This window comes from Sphingorhabdus sp., from assembly GCF_044374345.1.
Classification (GTDB): domain Bacteria; phylum Pseudomonadota; class Alphaproteobacteria; order Sphingomonadales; family Sphingomonadaceae; genus Sphingorhabdus_B.
On sequence record NZ_JBILOS010000021.1, the window covers coordinates 1 to 15,475 of the forward strand.

The 15,475-nt window shown below is 55.3% G+C and carries 17 protein-coding genes and 1 tRNA gene; 16 read left to right on the forward strand and 2 right to left on the reverse strand.

What is annotated here, in order from left to right:
• The 16 genes from ACIQ5B_RS03560 to ACIQ5B_RS03635 all read left to right on the forward strand — a co-directional run.
• Nucleotides 1–709, forward strand: a 709-nt coding sequence (locus tag ACIQ5B_RS03560) for an OmpH family outer membrane protein (RefSeq protein WP_397597826.1), incomplete at its 5' end; no start/stop codon positions are given.
• A gap of 5 nt (nucleotides 710–714) precedes the next feature.
• Nucleotides 715–1,176 (forward strand): 3-hydroxyacyl-ACP dehydratase FabZ, encoded by a 462-nt coding sequence (fabZ, locus tag ACIQ5B_RS03565; protein WP_397597827.1) that lies wholly within the window; start codon nucleotides 715–717, stop codon nucleotides 1,174–1,176.
• A gap of 112 nt (nucleotides 1,177–1,288) precedes the next feature.
• Complete coding sequence (gene rpmE, locus ACIQ5B_RS03570; protein WP_125230382.1) at nucleotides 1,289–1,516, forward strand: 50S ribosomal protein L31; 228 nt, start codon at nucleotides 1,289–1,291, stop codon at nucleotides 1,514–1,516.
• Between the two features lie 85 nt (nucleotides 1,517–1,601).
• Nucleotides 1,602–1,678, forward strand: a tRNA-His gene (locus ACIQ5B_RS03575).
• 116 nt (nucleotides 1,679–1,794) lie between these two features.
• Nucleotides 1,795–2,826, forward strand: a complete 1,032-nt coding sequence (locus ACIQ5B_RS03580) for a Leu/Phe/Val dehydrogenase (RefSeq protein WP_397597847.1) — start codon at nucleotides 1,795–1,797, stop codon at nucleotides 2,824–2,826.
• A gap of 52 nt (nucleotides 2,827–2,878) precedes the next feature.
• Nucleotides 2,879–3,595, forward strand: a complete 717-nt coding sequence (ccmC, locus tag ACIQ5B_RS03585) for a heme ABC transporter permease CcmC (RefSeq protein ID WP_397597848.1) — start codon at nucleotides 2,879–2,881, stop codon at nucleotides 3,593–3,595.
• The gene (gene ccmD / locus ACIQ5B_RS03590) at nucleotides 3,595–3,726 is read left to right on the forward strand and encodes a heme exporter protein CcmD (protein WP_333790361.1); all 132 of its coding nucleotides are present in this window, start codon (nucleotides 3,595–3,597) and stop codon (nucleotides 3,724–3,726) included. The genes ccmC and ccmD overlap by 1 nt, the downstream gene beginning before the upstream one ends.
• Nucleotides 3,723–4,172 carry a cytochrome c maturation protein CcmE gene (gene ccmE / locus ACIQ5B_RS03595; RefSeq protein ID WP_397597828.1) on the forward strand — a complete coding sequence of 150 codons (450 nt, stop codon included), beginning with the start codon at nucleotides 3,723–3,725 and terminating at the stop codon, nucleotides 4,170–4,172. Before ccmD ends, ccmE begins: the two co-directional genes overlap by 4 nt.
• A 10-nt stretch (nucleotides 4,173–4,182) precedes the next feature.
• On the forward strand, nucleotides 4,183–6,114 hold the full coding sequence (locus ACIQ5B_RS03600; RefSeq protein ID WP_397597849.1) for a heme lyase CcmF/NrfE family subunit: 1,932 nt from the start codon (nucleotides 4,183–4,185) through the stop codon (nucleotides 6,112–6,114).
• Nucleotides 6,111–6,641 (forward strand): DsbE family thiol:disulfide interchange protein, encoded by a 531-nt coding sequence (locus ACIQ5B_RS03605; protein WP_397597829.1) that lies wholly within the window; start codon nucleotides 6,111–6,113, stop codon nucleotides 6,639–6,641. Before ACIQ5B_RS03600 ends, ACIQ5B_RS03605 begins: the two co-directional genes overlap by 4 nt.
• The gene (locus tag ACIQ5B_RS03610; RefSeq protein ID WP_397597830.1) at nucleotides 6,638–7,039 is read left to right on the forward strand and encodes a cytochrome c-type biogenesis protein CcmH; all 402 of its coding nucleotides are present in this window, start codon (nucleotides 6,638–6,640) and stop codon (nucleotides 7,037–7,039) included. The genes ACIQ5B_RS03605 and ACIQ5B_RS03610 overlap by 4 nt, the downstream gene beginning before the upstream one ends.
• Nucleotides 7,036–7,692, forward strand: coding sequence for a tetratricopeptide repeat protein (locus ACIQ5B_RS03615; protein WP_397597831.1), 657 nt, complete (start codon nucleotides 7,036–7,038; stop codon nucleotides 7,690–7,692). The genes ACIQ5B_RS03610 and ACIQ5B_RS03615 overlap by 4 nt, the downstream gene beginning before the upstream one ends.
• 126 nt (nucleotides 7,693–7,818) lie before the next feature.
• Complete coding sequence (locus tag ACIQ5B_RS03620; protein WP_397597832.1) at nucleotides 7,819–9,759, forward strand: potassium transporter Kup; 1,941 nt, start codon at nucleotides 7,819–7,821, stop codon at nucleotides 9,757–9,759.
• Between the two features lie 85 nt (nucleotides 9,760–9,844).
• Nucleotides 9,845–10,588, forward strand: coding sequence for a hypothetical protein (locus ACIQ5B_RS03625; RefSeq protein ID WP_397597833.1), 744 nt, complete (start codon nucleotides 9,845–9,847; stop codon nucleotides 10,586–10,588).
• A gap of 253 nt (nucleotides 10,589–10,841) precedes the next feature.
• Nucleotides 10,842–12,512 carry a 2-isopropylmalate synthase gene (gene leuA, locus ACIQ5B_RS03630; RefSeq protein WP_397597834.1) on the forward strand — a complete coding sequence of 557 codons (1,671 nt, stop codon included), beginning with the start codon at nucleotides 10,842–10,844 and terminating at the stop codon, nucleotides 12,510–12,512.
• Between the two features lie 141 nt (nucleotides 12,513–12,653).
• Nucleotides 12,654–13,625, forward strand: a complete 972-nt coding sequence (locus ACIQ5B_RS03635) for an NAD(P)H-dependent flavin oxidoreductase (protein ID WP_397597835.1) — start codon at nucleotides 12,654–12,656, stop codon at nucleotides 13,623–13,625.
• Between the two features lie 110 nt (nucleotides 13,626–13,735).
• On the opposite strand, the gene ACIQ5B_RS03640 is transcribed toward ACIQ5B_RS03635, so the two are convergent.
• Together ACIQ5B_RS03640 and ilvC are read right to left on the reverse strand one after the other, a co-directional pair.
• Nucleotides 13,736–14,365, reverse strand: coding sequence for a YceI family protein (locus tag ACIQ5B_RS03640; RefSeq protein ID WP_397597836.1), 630 nt, complete (start codon nucleotides 14,363–14,365; stop codon nucleotides 13,736–13,738).
• A 76-nt stretch (nucleotides 14,366–14,441) separates the two neighbouring features.
• On the reverse strand, nucleotides 14,442–15,461 hold the full coding sequence (ilvC, locus tag ACIQ5B_RS03645) for a ketol-acid reductoisomerase (protein ID WP_397575096.1): 1,020 nt from the start codon (nucleotides 15,459–15,461) through the stop codon (nucleotides 14,442–14,444).
• Nucleotides 15,462–15,475: the final 14 nt, after the last annotated feature.

The window sequence follows — 15,475 nt, forward strand, 5'->3', positions numbered from 1 at the left end:
TCTAATGAAAATTCGTAACACCGCCATCGTGGCAGCTCTTTTGTCCGCAACAGCCATCGCTGTTCCTGCAACGGCTCAGGTATCCGGCATTGCAACCGCTGAAACATCGGTCGCTATTGCCCGTTCAAAGGCACTTGGCACGGCGTATCAGCAGATCGGCACGCAATATGCAGCCGCTGTTCAGCAGATGCAAACCAAGCGTCAGGAAATCAACAACATCAATGCGCAGCTTGATACCAATAAGGATAAAGAGCTGACGCAGGCTGAGCTTGACGCTGCCATTAAGGCGAAAAACCCTTTGCTGGCGCAGCTTGATGAAAAGCAAAAGGAAATCAATACGCTTCAAGAACCGATCATCTTGGCGCAATTATATGCCGTTGAGCAGGTCGCTGTGAAGTATGAAGCTGCGCAGCAGGCGGTTATTGCTGCAAAGAAAATCAGCGTCATTTTGGCACCGGACGCATTTGTTTGGGCCCCTGAAGCCGTTGACGTAACGTCTGCGATTACCGCTGAGCTGGATAAAGCTATTCCAGCAGCATCAATCACGCCCCCTGCGGGCTATCGTCCGTCGCGTCAGATTGGCGCTTTGTATCAGCAAATTCAGCAGTTGTTTAACAACGCAGCGCAGATGCAAGCCGCTCAGGCCGCTGCGGCGCAGCCACGTGCTGCTGCACCAGCGAACCCTGCAGCACAGCCTGAAAGCCGCTAAGCGGAATGAGCGGGGCTGATTTTAGCAACTATGACGTCCGCCGGGTTATGTCGGTGCTCCCGCACCGCTACCCGATGTTGCTGGTTGACCGCGTTGAACAGCTTGTCCCTGATGAGCGCATCAGCGCGATCAAAGCCGTAACAATCAACGAAGGGTTTTTTCAGGGACATTTCCCTGGACGACCTATCATGCCCGGCGTGCTGATTGTCGAAGCGCTGGCCCAAGCGGCTGGCGTTTTAGCAATGGAGAGCCTTGGGTTGATTGGCTCGGGTAAGCTCGTATATTTCATGTCGATCGACAATGCCAAGTTCCGTGCGCCCGTTGAGCCGGGTTGCTTGCTGCATCTGAATGTCGAATTTGTGCAAAAGCGTCCGCGTGTCTGCAAATTCGCGGGGCGTGCGATGATGGGCGATCAGGTCGCGGCGGAAGCCGAATTCATGGCCATGATCGCCGATCCGCCAGCGTGATGATATTCGCGGATAATTGAATCTTGCTATAACTGGCGTCCACCGCTATGCGCGGCGCTTCCGAATTTAGGGCTTCCGGTCGGAAACCGGTCGCTGAACAAAGGAATTATATATGAAAGCCGATATTCACCCCGATTATCACATGATCAAGGTGCAGATGACCGATGGCACCGTCTTCGAAACACGCTCCACTTGGGGCAAGGAAGGCGACACATTGGCTCTGGATATTGACCCGACTTCGCACCCCGCATGGACCGGTGGTTCGGGCCGTATGCTCGACACAGGCGGCCGCGTTGCGCAGTTCAACAAGCGCTTTGGTGGCCTTAGCCTTAAGAAGTAAGATAATCAGCGTGCCGGGTTGACGCCCGGCATGTGATAATCTTAAGGCCAAAATATAGGAACGCGCCTGCCTTAGTGGCGCTATGGCGACCGTAGCTCAGTTGGTTAGAGCGCTGGTTTGTGGTACCAGAGGTCGGGGGTTCAAGACCCCTCGGTCGCCCCATTTATTCCCCCCGCATAATCCGAGTGACTTTCGCATTGCGTAATATTATTACGTCGATGTGTAATTTGATTCCGATTGCCGTTGGAATGAATTCGTCCGTATTTGGGAGTGACGAGATGCCCGCCATTTGGGATTTGCCAGATTTTGACTCGCATGAAGCGGTCCATGTGTTTGATGACCGTGACACGGGTCTCAAGGCCGTCATTGCGGTGCACTCGACCCATTTGGGGCCAGCGGCTGGCGGAACGCGTTTCTGGCATTATGCCGACTCACAGGCGGCGATTACCGACGCGCTTCGGCTGTCGCGCGGCATGAGCTACAAAAACGCCATGGCCGGACTTTCGGCCGGTGGTGGTAAGGCCGTCATTTTGGCGAATCCGCAGCGGGCAAAGCCGCAAGAACTGCTTGAAGCGTTTGGACGTGCGGTCGACTCGCTCGGCGGCAAATATATCACTGCGCAGGATGTGGGCATTTCCGAAGCGGACATGGTCGCCGTTTCCAAGGTTACTCCGCATGTTGCCGGACTTCCTGATCAAGGTGGTGATCCTGGGCCGTATACCGCGCGTGGCGTCTTTCTGGGCGTCAAGGCAGCGGTCAAGCATGCGCTTGGTACCGACGACCTTCATGGCGTCCATGTGGCCATTCAGGGCGTTGGTAGCGTCGGTGGCGGGCTCGCGCGTTATCTGGCGGCAGAGGGCGCCAAGCTGACGCTTGCAGATGTTGACGCGCAGCGCGCTGCAGATCTTGCGCGCGAACTGGGTGGGCAAAGTGTTGCGGCCGATGCCATTATGACATTGGAAGCCGATGTGTTCAGCCCGTGCGCGCTGGGTGCGGTACTGACCGAGGCCAGCGTAGCCGCGTTAAAAGTGCGCGCTGTCGCCGGTGGTGCAAACAACCAGCTGGCAACCGGCCCTGAAGGGCGGATGCTCGCCGACCGCGGTATTTTATATGCGCCGGATTATGTCATTAACGCAGGCGGTATTATCAACGTACTGCGCCAGATCGAAAATGCCGACGATGCCGAGATTAACCGGCGCGTCGATGCGATCGCAGGCCGATTGGCGGCAATCTGGAATGAAAGTGATTCGACCGGAAATACGCCAGCTGAAGTCGCCGACAATATGGCACAAAAGCTTATTGGCCGCTGATACCGAATCCATTGGCGTAACGCTTTGGTGGTGCTAGATGCGTCGCCCAGTTATGCATCGTTTCGCCAATCCTGCCCGCTTTTTGCGAATCGCAAAGCCACTTACGCCTTGGCTGTTGTGGCTGGGCATCGCTTTGACGCTCGGGGCTTGCTTGTGGGGGGCGTTCTTTACGCCGACTGAGCGCCTTATGGGGGATACCGTAAAAATTATGTTCGTTCATGTGCCCGCCGCTTGGTTGGGTATGGGTGGATGGACGGGCATTGCGATTGCGAGCATCGTTCAGCTGGTCTGGCGCCATCCGCTTGCTGGCGTTTCGGCGCGCGCAATTGCGGTACCCGGCGCGACCTTTGCGGCGATTTGCCTGATCACCGGGTCGATTTGGGGTCGGCCAACATGGGGTACATGGTGGGTCTGGGATGGCCGGCTGACATCCATGCTGGTGCTATTCTTTCTATATCTTGGATATATCGCGCTTTCGAATGCGTCGAGCGAGAAGGGCGATACGAGCCGCGTCGCCGCCGTTTTCGGCATCATCGGTGCCGTCAACATTCCGATTATCAACCGATCCGTCATCTGGTGGGAAAGCCAGCACCAAAAGGCGAGCATTACCTTGGGTGGATCTTCCATCGATCAAGCCTATCTTGTGCCGCTTTTTGTGTCTGTTGCAGGCTTCAGCCTGTTGTTCGGCGCGTTGGTGTTGATGCGGATGCGCACGGCGTTGGCTGAAATGCGGATTGAGGCGCGTATGCGCCGGATGGCGGACTATTGATGCCGCACGCACCGTTCATTATCGCGTCGTTCGCCGTGACTGGCATTGGCATGAGCTGGCTGTTGATTTCCAGTTATCTTGCCATGCGTCGTGCAGAGGCTTCGGCAGATGAATTGAGGCAACAGCCATGAAACCCAAGCATCAACGCCTGCTGCTAGCCGTGATTTCGGTTTTCGCCTTGATCGGGGCTGGCCTGATCGCGGCGGCGGCGCTGCGGGAAGAAGCGTCGTATTTTTACACGCCCACCACCTTGGCCAATGCCAATGTTGCGCCGGGTAAGGCCATTCGGCTTGGCGGAATGGTGCAAAAGGGCTCAATCGTCCGCGCGCCCGATGGCGTTTCCATTACCTTTACGGTGCAGGACAAGGATAAAACGCAAAAAGTAACCTATCGCGGTATTACGCCCGATCTGTTCGTTGAAGGATCTGGTGTGGTTGCAGATGGCCGGCTTGGCGCCGACGGCATCTTTATCGCGGACAGCCTGTTGGCGAAGCATGACGAAAATTATGTGCCCAAAGAACTGGCGGATATCGACATGACTTCCGCAGAACATACAAAGGACACGCTTTCAAAATGAGGGCTTTGACATAATGGCAGAGGCAGGACTTGCCGCATTGTGGCTGGCCGCCGCAATGGCGTTGCTTCAACTTATAGGCGGCATGACATTGTTGCGCGGCGGCGCTGGGCAGCTTGTGCCGCTGATTAAGCCTGCCGCCTATGCCCAAGGTGCTTTATGTGCCTTCGCGTTTCTCGCGCTGATGTGGCTGTTTTACGTCACCGACCTGTCGGTGTTGTTGGTCGCCAGCAATAGCCACATTGATAAGCCACTGATTTTCAAGCTTGCGGGCACATGGGGCAACCATGAAGGCTCGATGCTGCTGTGGGTATCGGTTTTGTCGGTATCCGGCGCTGCGATTGCGCTGTTGGAAAAGCGGATTGAGTCCAAAACGCTCAATGCCACGTTGGCGGTGCAGGCATTCATTGCCCTTGGCTTTTTTGGGTTCCTTTTGTTCGCGTCAAACCCGTTTGAGCGCCTCGTCCCTGCGCCTGTTGAAGGGAATGGATTGAATCCATTGCTTCAGGACATTGGCCTCGCGTTCCATCCGCCGACTTTATATTTCGGTTATGTGGGGCTTTCGATCGCCTTTTCCTTTGCCGTGGGGGCACTGCTGACCAATCAGGTTGGGCCAGCCTTTGCACGGGCGATGCGGCCATGGGTGTTGGCGGCGTGGATATTCCTGACCATCGGCATCACCGCCGGCAGCTATTGGGCCTATTATGAGCTTGGCTGGGGTGGCTGGTGGTTCTGGGACCCCGTTGAAAACGCATCTCTGCTGCCCTGGCTCGCGGCGACTGCGCTTTTGCATTCGGTCAGCGTACTTGCGACCCGAAACGCTTTGCGCGCATGGACGATCATGCTGGCGCTCGTTGCATTTGCAATGTCGATGGCTGGGACGTTCTTGGTGCGGTCGGGTATTTTAACCAGCGTTCACGCATTTGCAGTCGATCCGGAACGCGGGGCGTTCATCCTTGCTTTGATGCTGATATACACCAGCCTAGCGTTTGTGATCTTTGCTTTGCGCATTGGTTCGGTCAAGCAAGGCGAGCCGTTTCAGCTCATCAGCCGCGAAGGCGGCATTGTGGCGAACAATATCTTCCTGAGCGTTATCCTTGCCGTGGTGCTCATCGGCACGCTGTACCCGTTGGCCGCCGAAGCGATGGGTGACAAGATTTCGGTTGGCCCGCCCTATTTCAACAAGGCAACGGTGCCCATTGCTGTACTGTTGATGCTTGCCCTTTTGATTGGCCCGATGCTGCGCTGGCGCCGTGATGATCTCAAACGCCTAAAATATTGGCTTATCGGGGGCGCTGCAATTTTGTTGTGGAGCGGCATCGCTGTGTGGAAATTTGCGCCTGACGTTGGACTGTTCCCGTTGCTTGGCGTCGCTTTGTCATTGGCATTGGCTATCGCCGCGTGGCTGCCTTTACGCGGCCGCAAATTGCTGCGCACACCATTACCTATATTCGGTATGGTCATTGCGCATTTCGGCATTGCCGTCAGCGTTTTTGGCATGGCGGCAGAGTCCGGATTTTCGTCCGAAACATTGACCGCGCTTGCCCCGGGTGAAAGCGCGGAAATCGTAGGCTGGAAAGTAAAGCTTGACGACGTCAATCCTGTTGTCGGTGACAATTGGGTTGCAGTCGAGGGGCAACTGCATGCCGTGAAAAATGGCAATGCCTTTGTGCTTCGTCCGCAATCACGGCAGTTTTTCAAGCCTGAAATGCAAACGAGTGAGGCGGCATTACTGACACGTTGGAATGGCCAACTTTATGCCGTCATTGCGCAGCCCGACCAAGAGGGGGATGGCCGCTGGCAAGTACGCTTGTGGTGGAAACCCTTTGTGCCGTTCATTTGGTATGGCGGAATGTTAATCGCTGTTGGTGGTATAATTGCGCTGCTTGGCCGCATGTTCCGGCGCGCGAAAAAGCCTGCTAAAAGCAAGTGGCAGGCGACATGAACCGGCCCTGGCTTCTGTGGATCCCGCTTGCGGTGGTCGCCTTTATCGGTGGTCTGGCGATGTACGGCCTAGCCGTCCCCAAAGACGATCAAGTGCATTCGGCGATGATTGGCCAAAAGCTGCCAGCATTTTCATTGCCCGCAGCAACGGCGGGTGTCGAAGGTTTGGCCAGCGCCGATATGGCCGACGGAAAGCCCCGTTTGCTGAACATTTTTGCCAGTTGGTGCCTACCGTGCAAGGCGGAAGCGCCGTATCTTGAGGCGTTGAAAAAGGCAGGTATCGAAATTGACGCCATCGCCATTCGCGACAGACCCGAAGACGTTGCAGCATTTCTGAACGAATTCGGCAACCCGTTCCGGCGGATTGGATCGGACAGCGAAATGGCGGTTCAGCTTAAGCTTGGATCGTCAGGGGTTCCGGAAACTTATGTCATCGGCGGTGACGGCACGATACTGTATCAGCATATCGGTGATATCCGTGCCGAACATGTCCCGATGCTGATTGAAAAAGTGAACGCCGCGAAATGAGAGTGCTCGCGCTAATCTTTCTGATGCTTGCAACACCCGTGTTCGCGCAAGGCAGCGGCCCCGCGCCTGCATTGGCGAACCGTCAGCTGCCTGATCCCGCACAAGAAGCGGCGGCGACCAAGTTGATGCACAGCCTGCGCTGCATTCAATGTCAGGGGCAATCGATCGCCGATAGTGACGCGCACATGGCGGGTACGATGCGCGCGGAGGTGCGGCAACAAATTGCAGCGGGGCAAAAGCCCGAGGCCATTCGTGGCTGGATGATCGCGCGCTATGGTGAATGGGTCAGCTTCGAACCTGATATGAAGGGGGTAGGGCTGCTGCTTTGGCTAACGCCCTTATTGATCCTGATTGCGGGCATTTGGTTGGCGCGCGGGCTATTCCGGAGGGACGCATGAACGGTTGGTTTGCACTTGGCATTTTGGCGGTACTCAGCCTAGCCGTGCTCGTCTGGAATGTCCGATCGTCGAGAGGTTTGTGGCAGATTGCCGCAGCTGTCATTCTATTGGGCATGACGGGATACGCGCTTCAGGGACGGCCCACGACACCATCGTCACCGGCCAAGCCACTGGCGGCAAGCGAAGTCGCCGCGAACCAGTTGGTCAACATACGGGCAGACATGGATCAAAGCTTTGGCAGCGCAAAACGCTGGCTTGTTACCGCGGACTCCTTTGCCAAGCAGGGCGATTACCCGCTTTCCGCAACCTATATTCAAGCTGGCCTGCGCCAAGACCCCAACAACCCTGATTTGTGGTCGGCATTGGGTTTGCAACTGATGCTCGCAAGCGAAGGCCAAATGTCGCCGCCGGCGCAATTGGCATTTGATAAGGCGCGGGCAATCCGGCCCAATTATCCTGCGCCATATTATTTCGCGGGGCTTGCGCGGCTCTTTGCTGGGGATCTCGACGGAGCCATTTTGCTCTGGGAAAAGACCGTGTCGCTTGCAACACCGCAAGCCAAGTGGAAGGCACGGATTGAGTCGCAACTGCAAGCGGCGAAGGCATTGCAGGCGCAGGCCGCTAGTGCGCAAGCGGCCAATGCACCTAAGTAACTGATATAATTTATTTTTAATGCAAATAACGGGCGTCATTGCTTTGTTGTGATGGGGTGGTGGCCATGCTAATGCGCGCGTCCTGACTGCTTCTGGGGCAATCGGGGGAAACGCCGGGGAAACGAAATGGTTGGACCGCAAGCCGCAGACGATTTTGGTCATAGCGAGCAAGATCAACATAAAAGCCATGCCCCGAAGGGGTCGTTGCTCGCTTTGTGCGTTGGCACAGTTGGCGTTGTGTTTGGCGACATCGGGACCAGCCCGATTTATGCGTTTCGCGAAACGTTCGCCGGACATCATCCCATCACCCCAGATCCGATGCACATTAATGGTGTGCTAAGTCTCGTTTTTTGGTCGATGATGATCGTTGTGACATTCAAATATGTCTTCACGATCATGAAAGCCGACAATAAAGGCGAGGGCGGAAGTCTTGCCCTCCTCGCGCTGATCAACCGGCAGACTGCGGGCGCAAAATGGACCGCGCCGTTCGTGATGCTTGGCGTTTTTGCAACCGCCCTTTTCTATGGCGACTCCATGATTACGCCGGCGATGTCGATCTTGTCCGCGGCGGAAGGTCTCAAATATGTCAACCAAGGCTTTAGCGCCTGGATCTTGCCCATATCCGTCTTGATTATTGGCGCGCTTTTTGCGTTCCAGTCGCGTGGTACCGCCAAGGTCGGCGCATGGTTCGGGCCGATCATGCTGGTCTATTTTGCGACGCTGGCGGGCCTTGGCATTATGCATCTTACAAAGATGCCGTTGATCATTCTGGATGTTCTGAACCCGCTAAACGCCTTTTATTTCTTTTATGTTGATGGCTTCCGCGCATTTGTCGCGATGGGCACTGTGGTGCTTGCCGTTACCGGAGCCGAGGCGCTCTATGCCGATATGGGGCATTTTGGACGGCGCCCAATTAAGTTCAGTTGGCTGTTCTTTGTTCTGCCTGCGTTGATGCTGAACTATATGGGGCAGGGGGCAATGATCCTGTCGATGACGCCTGAGGAAGCCCAGATGGCCATTCGTGACCCGTTCTTCCTGATGGTGCCGGACATCATTAGCACGCCTGTCATCATATTGACGATTTTGGCCGCGATTATCGCCAGCCAAGCCGTGATTTCGGGTGCATTCTCTTTAACACAACAAGCCATTCAGTTGGGCTTCATGCCACGCTTGAGCATTCTGCACACGAGTGAGAAAGCCGCAGGCCAGATTTATATTCCGGCAATCAATTGGGGGCTGGCGGTGATGGTTCTCTTGTTGGTGCTGTTCTTCCAGTCTTCGTCAAACCTTGCCGCTGCTTATGGCATCGCGGTCACGGGCGCGATGTTTATCGATACCTGCCTGATCGCGGTCGTGCTCGTGTCGCTTTGGAAATGGCCAAAGTGGAAAGCCATTCCGATATTGGCGTTGTTCTTCATCGTTGACTTTGCCTATTTCGGCGCAAATCTGCTCAAGGTCCCGTCGGGCGGCTGGGTGCCACTGCTGATTGGTTTGGTGATCTTCACCTTGCTGACGACATGGTCACGTGGCCGCGCGCTGATGCGGGAGCGTATGGCCGAAAGCACCATGCCGATGGAAATCTTCATCAAATCGGCGGCAAATAGCGCGACGCGGGTTCCGGGTACGGCGATTTTTATGGCGTCGGCCGCGAGCGGCGTTCCTTCGGCTTTGCTGCATAACATCAAGCACAACCGCATTTTGCATGAACGCGTCATCATCCTCACTGTACAAATTGAGGATGTCCCCTTCGTCGAAACCGGCGAACGGATTATCTGCAAAGACCTTGGTGAAGGTTTCTATCGCGTCAAAATGCGCTTTGGCTTTTTGGAAGAAACCAATGTCCCCGCGACACTGGATTTGGTTGATCTGTGCGGTCCAAAGTTTGATATGATGCACACCAGCTTCTTCCTGTCCCGGCAGACGCTGATTGCGTCGAAGATGCCCGGTATGGCGATCTGGCGCGAAAAGATTTTCGCATGGATGTTGCGCAATGCGGCAAACGCCATGGAGTTCTTCAAACTGCCCAGCAATCGGGTGGTCGAACTGGGAAGCCAAGTCGAAATTTAACAAGCTGCGCCGCGTTGACCATGTATCGTCGCAAAATCGCTTGAACCTTTTTGTTTCGACCAATACGAACAAAAAGGAACTTCGATTGGAAGATCGTATGTCGGTTATGGCATTGCTTTCGGCGGATAGCTGCGCCGATTTGAGAGAAATGTGGCAATCCGTCGATTTCGACCGGCTTGGCATCACATTTGATGACGGCAGTAACCCGATGAGTCTATCGGGCAGTCTGCTGTTTAGCGGAGTTTCTTTTACCTATGCGTTGCAGTCGTGCCCTGCGCCAGCGGCAACGCACCACATTTTTTGCAACGCTGACCTCTCGGATATCCAGTCCGCCGTACACATTGATTTGGGTCCAGCGGTTGCATCTGGCCGCATTATTCCCGCAATTGTTCAGGCTATGCTGGAGCTTGGCGACGTTTTGGGATGCAACCTCGGCATCAAAGCCGTGTTTTGGTCTCCGGCGGCTGTTGTTTCCGGATATGATTATTACGCGGAGGCTGTCGCGCAATATACCAAAGGTGCGGCCTTTCCGGCGTTGTTATGTGTTGGCTTTGATATGTCGACGGTGGATATTGTGCAAACCACAGGGTTGGCGTGGCTATGCGATCAGGAACTTAGCTTCGCGCATCCGCAGCTGCCCGTGCATGAAGCTATGCGTTATGTGGTGCGCCTTGTGCACGACCTTGCCACGCAAGGGGCATATGATCGCGCCCTTGAGCTGCCCGGCTTGCATGCAGATGAGGTTGTTGTCGTGACGCCCATCCCTGAGGAGGGCAAAGTAAACGCACGCTTCGTTACCGGTAAAGAGGCCATAAACTCCGCCCAATAGCAAATGGCTCGCGCCATTTGCTTGGCAACTAAATGAATGCCCATAAATTTTATACTGGACGAATGTTGCTTTGAATGGCTATCGCCGCAACATAATGTCTTTGCACAACGCGACCTTGCACCTTCTACGACTTACACGCCCTTAGGCGTGCGCTTGGTGTCGGCATCGTTCGGCAGGCCGCCTAAGGGCTTCATGAAACCCCGCCAAGTCTTACAGCCCATATAATGGGCGCAATAGCGAAGTTGCAAAGAACATGATGTTAGCTGATCCATCCCGTAAATACCGCGCATTCCCGCAAGTTGACCTGCCCGATCGTCAGTGGCCAAATCGTACCATAGACGCTCCGCCCCGCTGGCTTTCGACCGACTTGCGCGATGGCAATCAGGCGCTGATCGATCCGATGGGCTCCGAGAAAAAGCGCCGCTTTTTTGATCTTCTCCTGAAAGTGGGCGTGAAGGAAATCGAAGTTGGTTTCCCAAGCTCCGGTGCGACAGATTTCGATTTTATCCGTGGTTTGGTCGATAGCGGAAGCATTCCCGATGATGTGATGATCCAGAGCCTGACGCAGTCACGGCGCGACCTTATTGAGAAAACGTTCGAAAGCATGGCGGGCGCGCCGCGTGCGATTGTGCATCTGTATAATGCCGTCAGCCCCGCTTGGCGGGACATTGTCTTCAACCTCGACAAAGCGGGGGTGAAGGCCATCGCGGTTGAAGGCGCGCATATGTTGATGGAGCAAGCCGCGCGCTTCCCCGAAACCGACTGGCATTTTGAATATAGCCCCGAAACCTTTTCGACCGCAGAACTCGAATTCAGCCTTGAGGTGAGCGAGGCGGTGATGGAGGTTTTGAAACCGACCGCTGCCAAGCCACTGATCCTGAATTTGCCAGCCACCATCGAAGCCGCGATGCCCAATGTATATGCCGACCAGATCGAATGGATGTGCAAACATATCAGCGCGCGTGATGCGGTTGTCATCAGCCTGCATCCGCATAACGACCGGGGCAGTGGCATCGCTGCGGCGGAGCTTGGCCTGTTGGCGGGCGGCGACCGGATTGAAGGCTGCCTGTTCGGCAATGGCGAACGCACGGGCAATGTCGACCTCGTCACGCTGGCGCTGAACATGTATACGCAAGGGCTGAACCCCGGTCTTGATTTCAGCAATATCGATGAGGTCATTCAGACCGTTGAATATTGCAATCAACTGCCGGTCCATCCGCGTCACCCATATGCCGGTGAATTGGTGTTCACGGCCTTTTCCGGATCGCACCAAGACGCCATTAAAAAGGGTTTTGCCGCGCATGAACGGCAAAATGACGAAATTTGGCGGGTTCCTTATTTGCCAATCGATCCAGCGGATTTGGGCCGGTCATACGAAGCCGTCATCCGCGTAAATTCGCAAAGCGGCAAGGGCGGTGTCGCCTGGGTTATCGAGCAGGACCACGGCCTCAAACTGCCGAAGCGTATGCAGGCTAATTTCTCGACCACGGTGCAGGAATTGTCCGACACCACGGGCCGGGAGTTGACCAGTGCCGACATCTGGGAGGCGTTTGAAAAGCGCTATCATCTGAAAGGTGAAGGGCGCTTCCGGTTGCTCGACTTCCGCGAAAGCCAAAGCCAGCGTCAACTGGATGAGCGGATCTTCGCAGGCAATATCCGCATCGATGGCGTCGAACAAAGCGTCAGCGGTCGCGGCAATGGACTTATCTCAAGCCTTGCCAACGCCCTTGAGGACGCTCTTGGAGGGCCGCTGGACATCATTGATTATAGCGAGCACGCAATCGGCCACGGCACCGATGCACGCGCTGCTGCCTATGTTGAGTGCCGCGTGGGCGATGGCCCTATTTTGTTCGGTGTCGGTATCAGCAGGGATGTCGCAACCGCGTCCGTTCGGGCGATTTTGAGTGCCGCTAACGGCGCGTAAGGTGATCTAAAGGCGGGCGTGCATGAAAAATCACGTCCGCCTAACCTTACGTAATGGCTCGTTCCGTGCCAGCCATTTGACAGCCGCAATGTGCAGGCGCTAACCCACATTTAAATGGTCATTTAACAAGGGATTCGGCGCATGGCACTTCCGGCAATTTTCGACAATCTTCGTCTTCCGGTGATTGGATCGCCGCTTTTTATCGTTTCAGGCCCAGAGCTTGTGATTGCACAATGCAAGGCCGGTGTCGTCGGTTCATTCCCGGCGCTCAATGCGCGTCCGGCCAGCCAGCTGGACGAATGGTTGCACCAGATCACTGAAGAACTCGCCGCACATAACCGCGACAATCCCACGCGTCCTGCCGCGCCTTATGCGGTGAACCAGATCGTGCATAAATCAAATAACCGGTTGCAGGAGGATTTGGCCGTCTGCGCGAAATGGCAAGTTCCGATCACAATCACGTCGCTAGGCGCGCAGGAAGAATTGAACCAGGCCGTACATAGCTGGGGCGGTATTGCCTTTCATGACGTCATCAATGACCGTTTCGCGCATAAGGCAATTGAGAAGGGCGCTGATGGCCTTATTCCCGTCGCTGCAGGTGCTGGCGGACATGCTGGCGTAACCTCACCATTCGCATTGATGCGCGAAATTCGTGAGTGGTTTGATGGACCGGTGGCATTGTCCGGATCGATTGCGCACGGTGCGTCTGTGTTGGCCGCGCAAGCCATGGGTGCAGATTTTGGCTATATCGGCAGCGCGTTCATCGCGACGAAGGAAGCCAATGCCGTTGATGGCTACAAAGAGAATATCGTTGAAGCAAACGCGGCGGACATTGTTTATTCCGACCTGTTTACCGGCGTCAGCGGCAATTATCTGCGCCAGTCGATCGAGCGCGCAGGGATGGACCCCAACAATCTGCCAAAGGGCGATATTTCCACGATGAACTTTGGTTCGGGCGGCAATAGCGAAGCCAAGGCTTGGAAGGATATCTGGGGTTCAGGCCAGGGTATCGGCGCGATCAAGGAAGTGCAAACTGTGGCACAATTTGTTGATCAGCTTGAGGCCGAGTATCGCGCAGCGAAGGTTGCTTTGGATGCGGCTTTCCGGGGCTAATTATATCCCAAGGTTGGCGTAGCCAGCAAGATATGCACATGACGCCGCAAAGGCACAAAGCGCGGAAAGATTATCGCCTTTGTGCATTTGCGGCGTTTTATTTTTGATCTTTAGCTCGCCTTTTCAAAGGCGACGCTAATGTCGAGCTTTACCTCGTCCGAAATCATAGGAACGGCATAGCTAATGCCAAATTCGCTGCGTTTGATGACAGCGGTGGCGTGAAAGCCGACGGTTGGTTTTTTATTGAACGGATTGTTGCCAGCCCCTGAAAAGGTCGTGTCGAGCACGACTGGCTTGGTGATGCCGTTCAGCGTCAGATTACCCGTGATTTTGGCTGTCGTGCCCTTGGCGACCACGCTGGTGGACACAAATTTTGCATCCGCTGGTGCTGGACCGAAAAAGTCAGCTTTGCCCCCTTCTTTGCCAGCACGAAGCAAATGGCCCGTGAGGCCAGCGCTCGCGGTTGTGACTTTGCCTATAGGAATAGTGATATCGACCGTTGATGCATTTGGCTTTGCAGGGTCCAGAACCAATGTCCCCGTCGCATCGCCGAAGATACCAAAATAGTCGTTGAAACCGAAATGGCTAACCCGCCAGCCGATCAGAGTGTGTCCGGGATCGGTGTTGTACGTTCCTGCGGTCACGCGCGTGACATCGACTGCGCCGGGGGTTTGCGGTGCGCTCTGTGCGATCAGGGGGACTGCCGCGAAGAGGGGAAGGGCACATAAAAGCTTGCGCATAAAATTGCTCCAGACATGAAAAAGGGGAGGCACCAGTGTCGATGCCTCCCCCTTAACTGTCAAGATGCCAAGAAGATTAGTTTTTGGCTTGATCAACCAGCTTATTCTTGGCGATCCAAGGCATCATAGCGCGCAGTTTTGCGCCAGTTGCTTCGATTGGATGCGCGGCAGCAGCTTTGCGTGCGGCCTTAAGCTCTGGTTGTCCCGCACGGTTGTCCAGAACGAAGTTCTTTACAAAACGGCCGGATTGAATGTCCGCAAGAACGCGCTTCATTTCCGCTTTGGTCTCATCGGTAATGATGCGCGGGCCAGTCGTGATGTCGCCATATTCTGCGGTGTTGGAGATCGAATAGCGCATGTTGGCGATGCCACCTTCATATAGAAGGTCAACGATGAGCTTGGTTTCGTGCAAGCATTCGAAATACGCCATTTCAGGGGCATAGCCCGCCTCAGTCAGTGTTTCGAAGCCTGCTTGGATAAGGTGCGTGATGCCGCCGCACAATACGGCCTGTTCACCGAACAGATCGGTTTCGCACTCTTCGCGGAAGTTGGTTTCGATGATGCCGCTGCGTCCGCCGCCAACACCGCTTGCATAAGCAAGCGCGATGTCATGGGCATTGCCCGATGAATTTTGCGCGACCGCGATAAGGCAAGGCACGCCGCCGCCTTTTTGATATTCGCTGCGCACGGTGTGGCCTGGGCCCTTTGGCGCGATCATGATGACATCAATGTCTGCGCGTGGTTCGATAAGGCCGAAATGGACGTTGAGGCCATGGGCAAAGGCAAGCGCCGCGCCGGGCTTCATATTTGCATGCAAGTCATCGGCGTAAATGGCGGCCTGATGCTCGTCAGGTGCCAGTACCATCAAGATATCTGCCCACGCTGCTGCATCGGCATTCGCCAATACCTTAAAGCCAGCGGCTTCAGCCTTTTTCGCGGTGGCCGATCCAGCACGCAACGCAATGGCTACGTCCGCAACGCCGCTGTCGCGCAGATTCTGTGCATGTGCATGGCCTTGGCTACCATAACCAACAATCGCGACTTTCTTGTCCTTGATCAGGCCCAGATCGCAATCTGCGTCGTAAAATACTTTCATGTTTTGGTCCTTCT

Bases quoted from the DNA above. Each gene is read 5' to 3' on its own strand.
- fabZ (WP_397597827.1), top strand. From the start codon at position 715: ATGAGCGGGGCTGATTTTAGCAACTATGACGTCCGCCGGGTTATGTCG.
- rpmE (WP_125230382.1), top strand. From the start codon at position 1,289: ATGAAAGCCGATATTCACCCCGATTATCACATGATCAAGGTGCAGATG.
- ACIQ5B_RS03580 (WP_397597847.1), top strand. From the start codon at position 1,795: ATGCCCGCCATTTGGGATTTGCCAGATTTTGACTCGCATGAAGCGGTC.
- ccmC (WP_397597848.1), top strand. From the start codon at position 2,879: ATGCATCGTTTCGCCAATCCTGCCCGCTTTTTGCGAATCGCAAAGCCA.
- ccmD (WP_333790361.1), top strand. From the start codon at position 3,595: ATGCCGCACGCACCGTTCATTATCGCGTCGTTCGCCGTGACTGGCATT.
- ccmE (WP_397597828.1), top strand. From the start codon at position 3,723: ATGAAACCCAAGCATCAACGCCTGCTGCTAGCCGTGATTTCGGTTTTC.
- ACIQ5B_RS03605 (WP_397597829.1), top strand. From the start codon at position 6,111: ATGAACCGGCCCTGGCTTCTGTGGATCCCGCTTGCGGTGGTCGCCTTT.
- ACIQ5B_RS03610 (WP_397597830.1), top strand. From the start codon at position 6,638: ATGAGAGTGCTCGCGCTAATCTTTCTGATGCTTGCAACACCCGTGTTC.
- ACIQ5B_RS03615 (WP_397597831.1), top strand. From the start codon at position 7,036: ATGAACGGTTGGTTTGCACTTGGCATTTTGGCGGTACTCAGCCTAGCC.
- ACIQ5B_RS03620 (WP_397597832.1), top strand. From the start codon at position 7,819: ATGGTTGGACCGCAAGCCGCAGACGATTTTGGTCATAGCGAGCAAGAT.
- leuA (WP_397597834.1), top strand. From the start codon at position 10,842: ATGATGTTAGCTGATCCATCCCGTAAATACCGCGCATTCCCGCAAGTT.
- ACIQ5B_RS03635 (WP_397597835.1), top strand. From the start codon at position 12,654: ATGGCACTTCCGGCAATTTTCGACAATCTTCGTCTTCCGGTGATTGGA.
- ACIQ5B_RS03640 (WP_397597836.1), bottom strand. From the start codon at position 14,365: ATGCGCAAGCTTTTATGTGCCCTTCCCCTCTTCGCGGCAGTCCCCCTG.
- ilvC (WP_397575096.1), bottom strand. From the start codon at position 15,461: ATGAAAGTATTTTACGACGCAGATTGCGATCTGGGCCTGATCAAGGAC.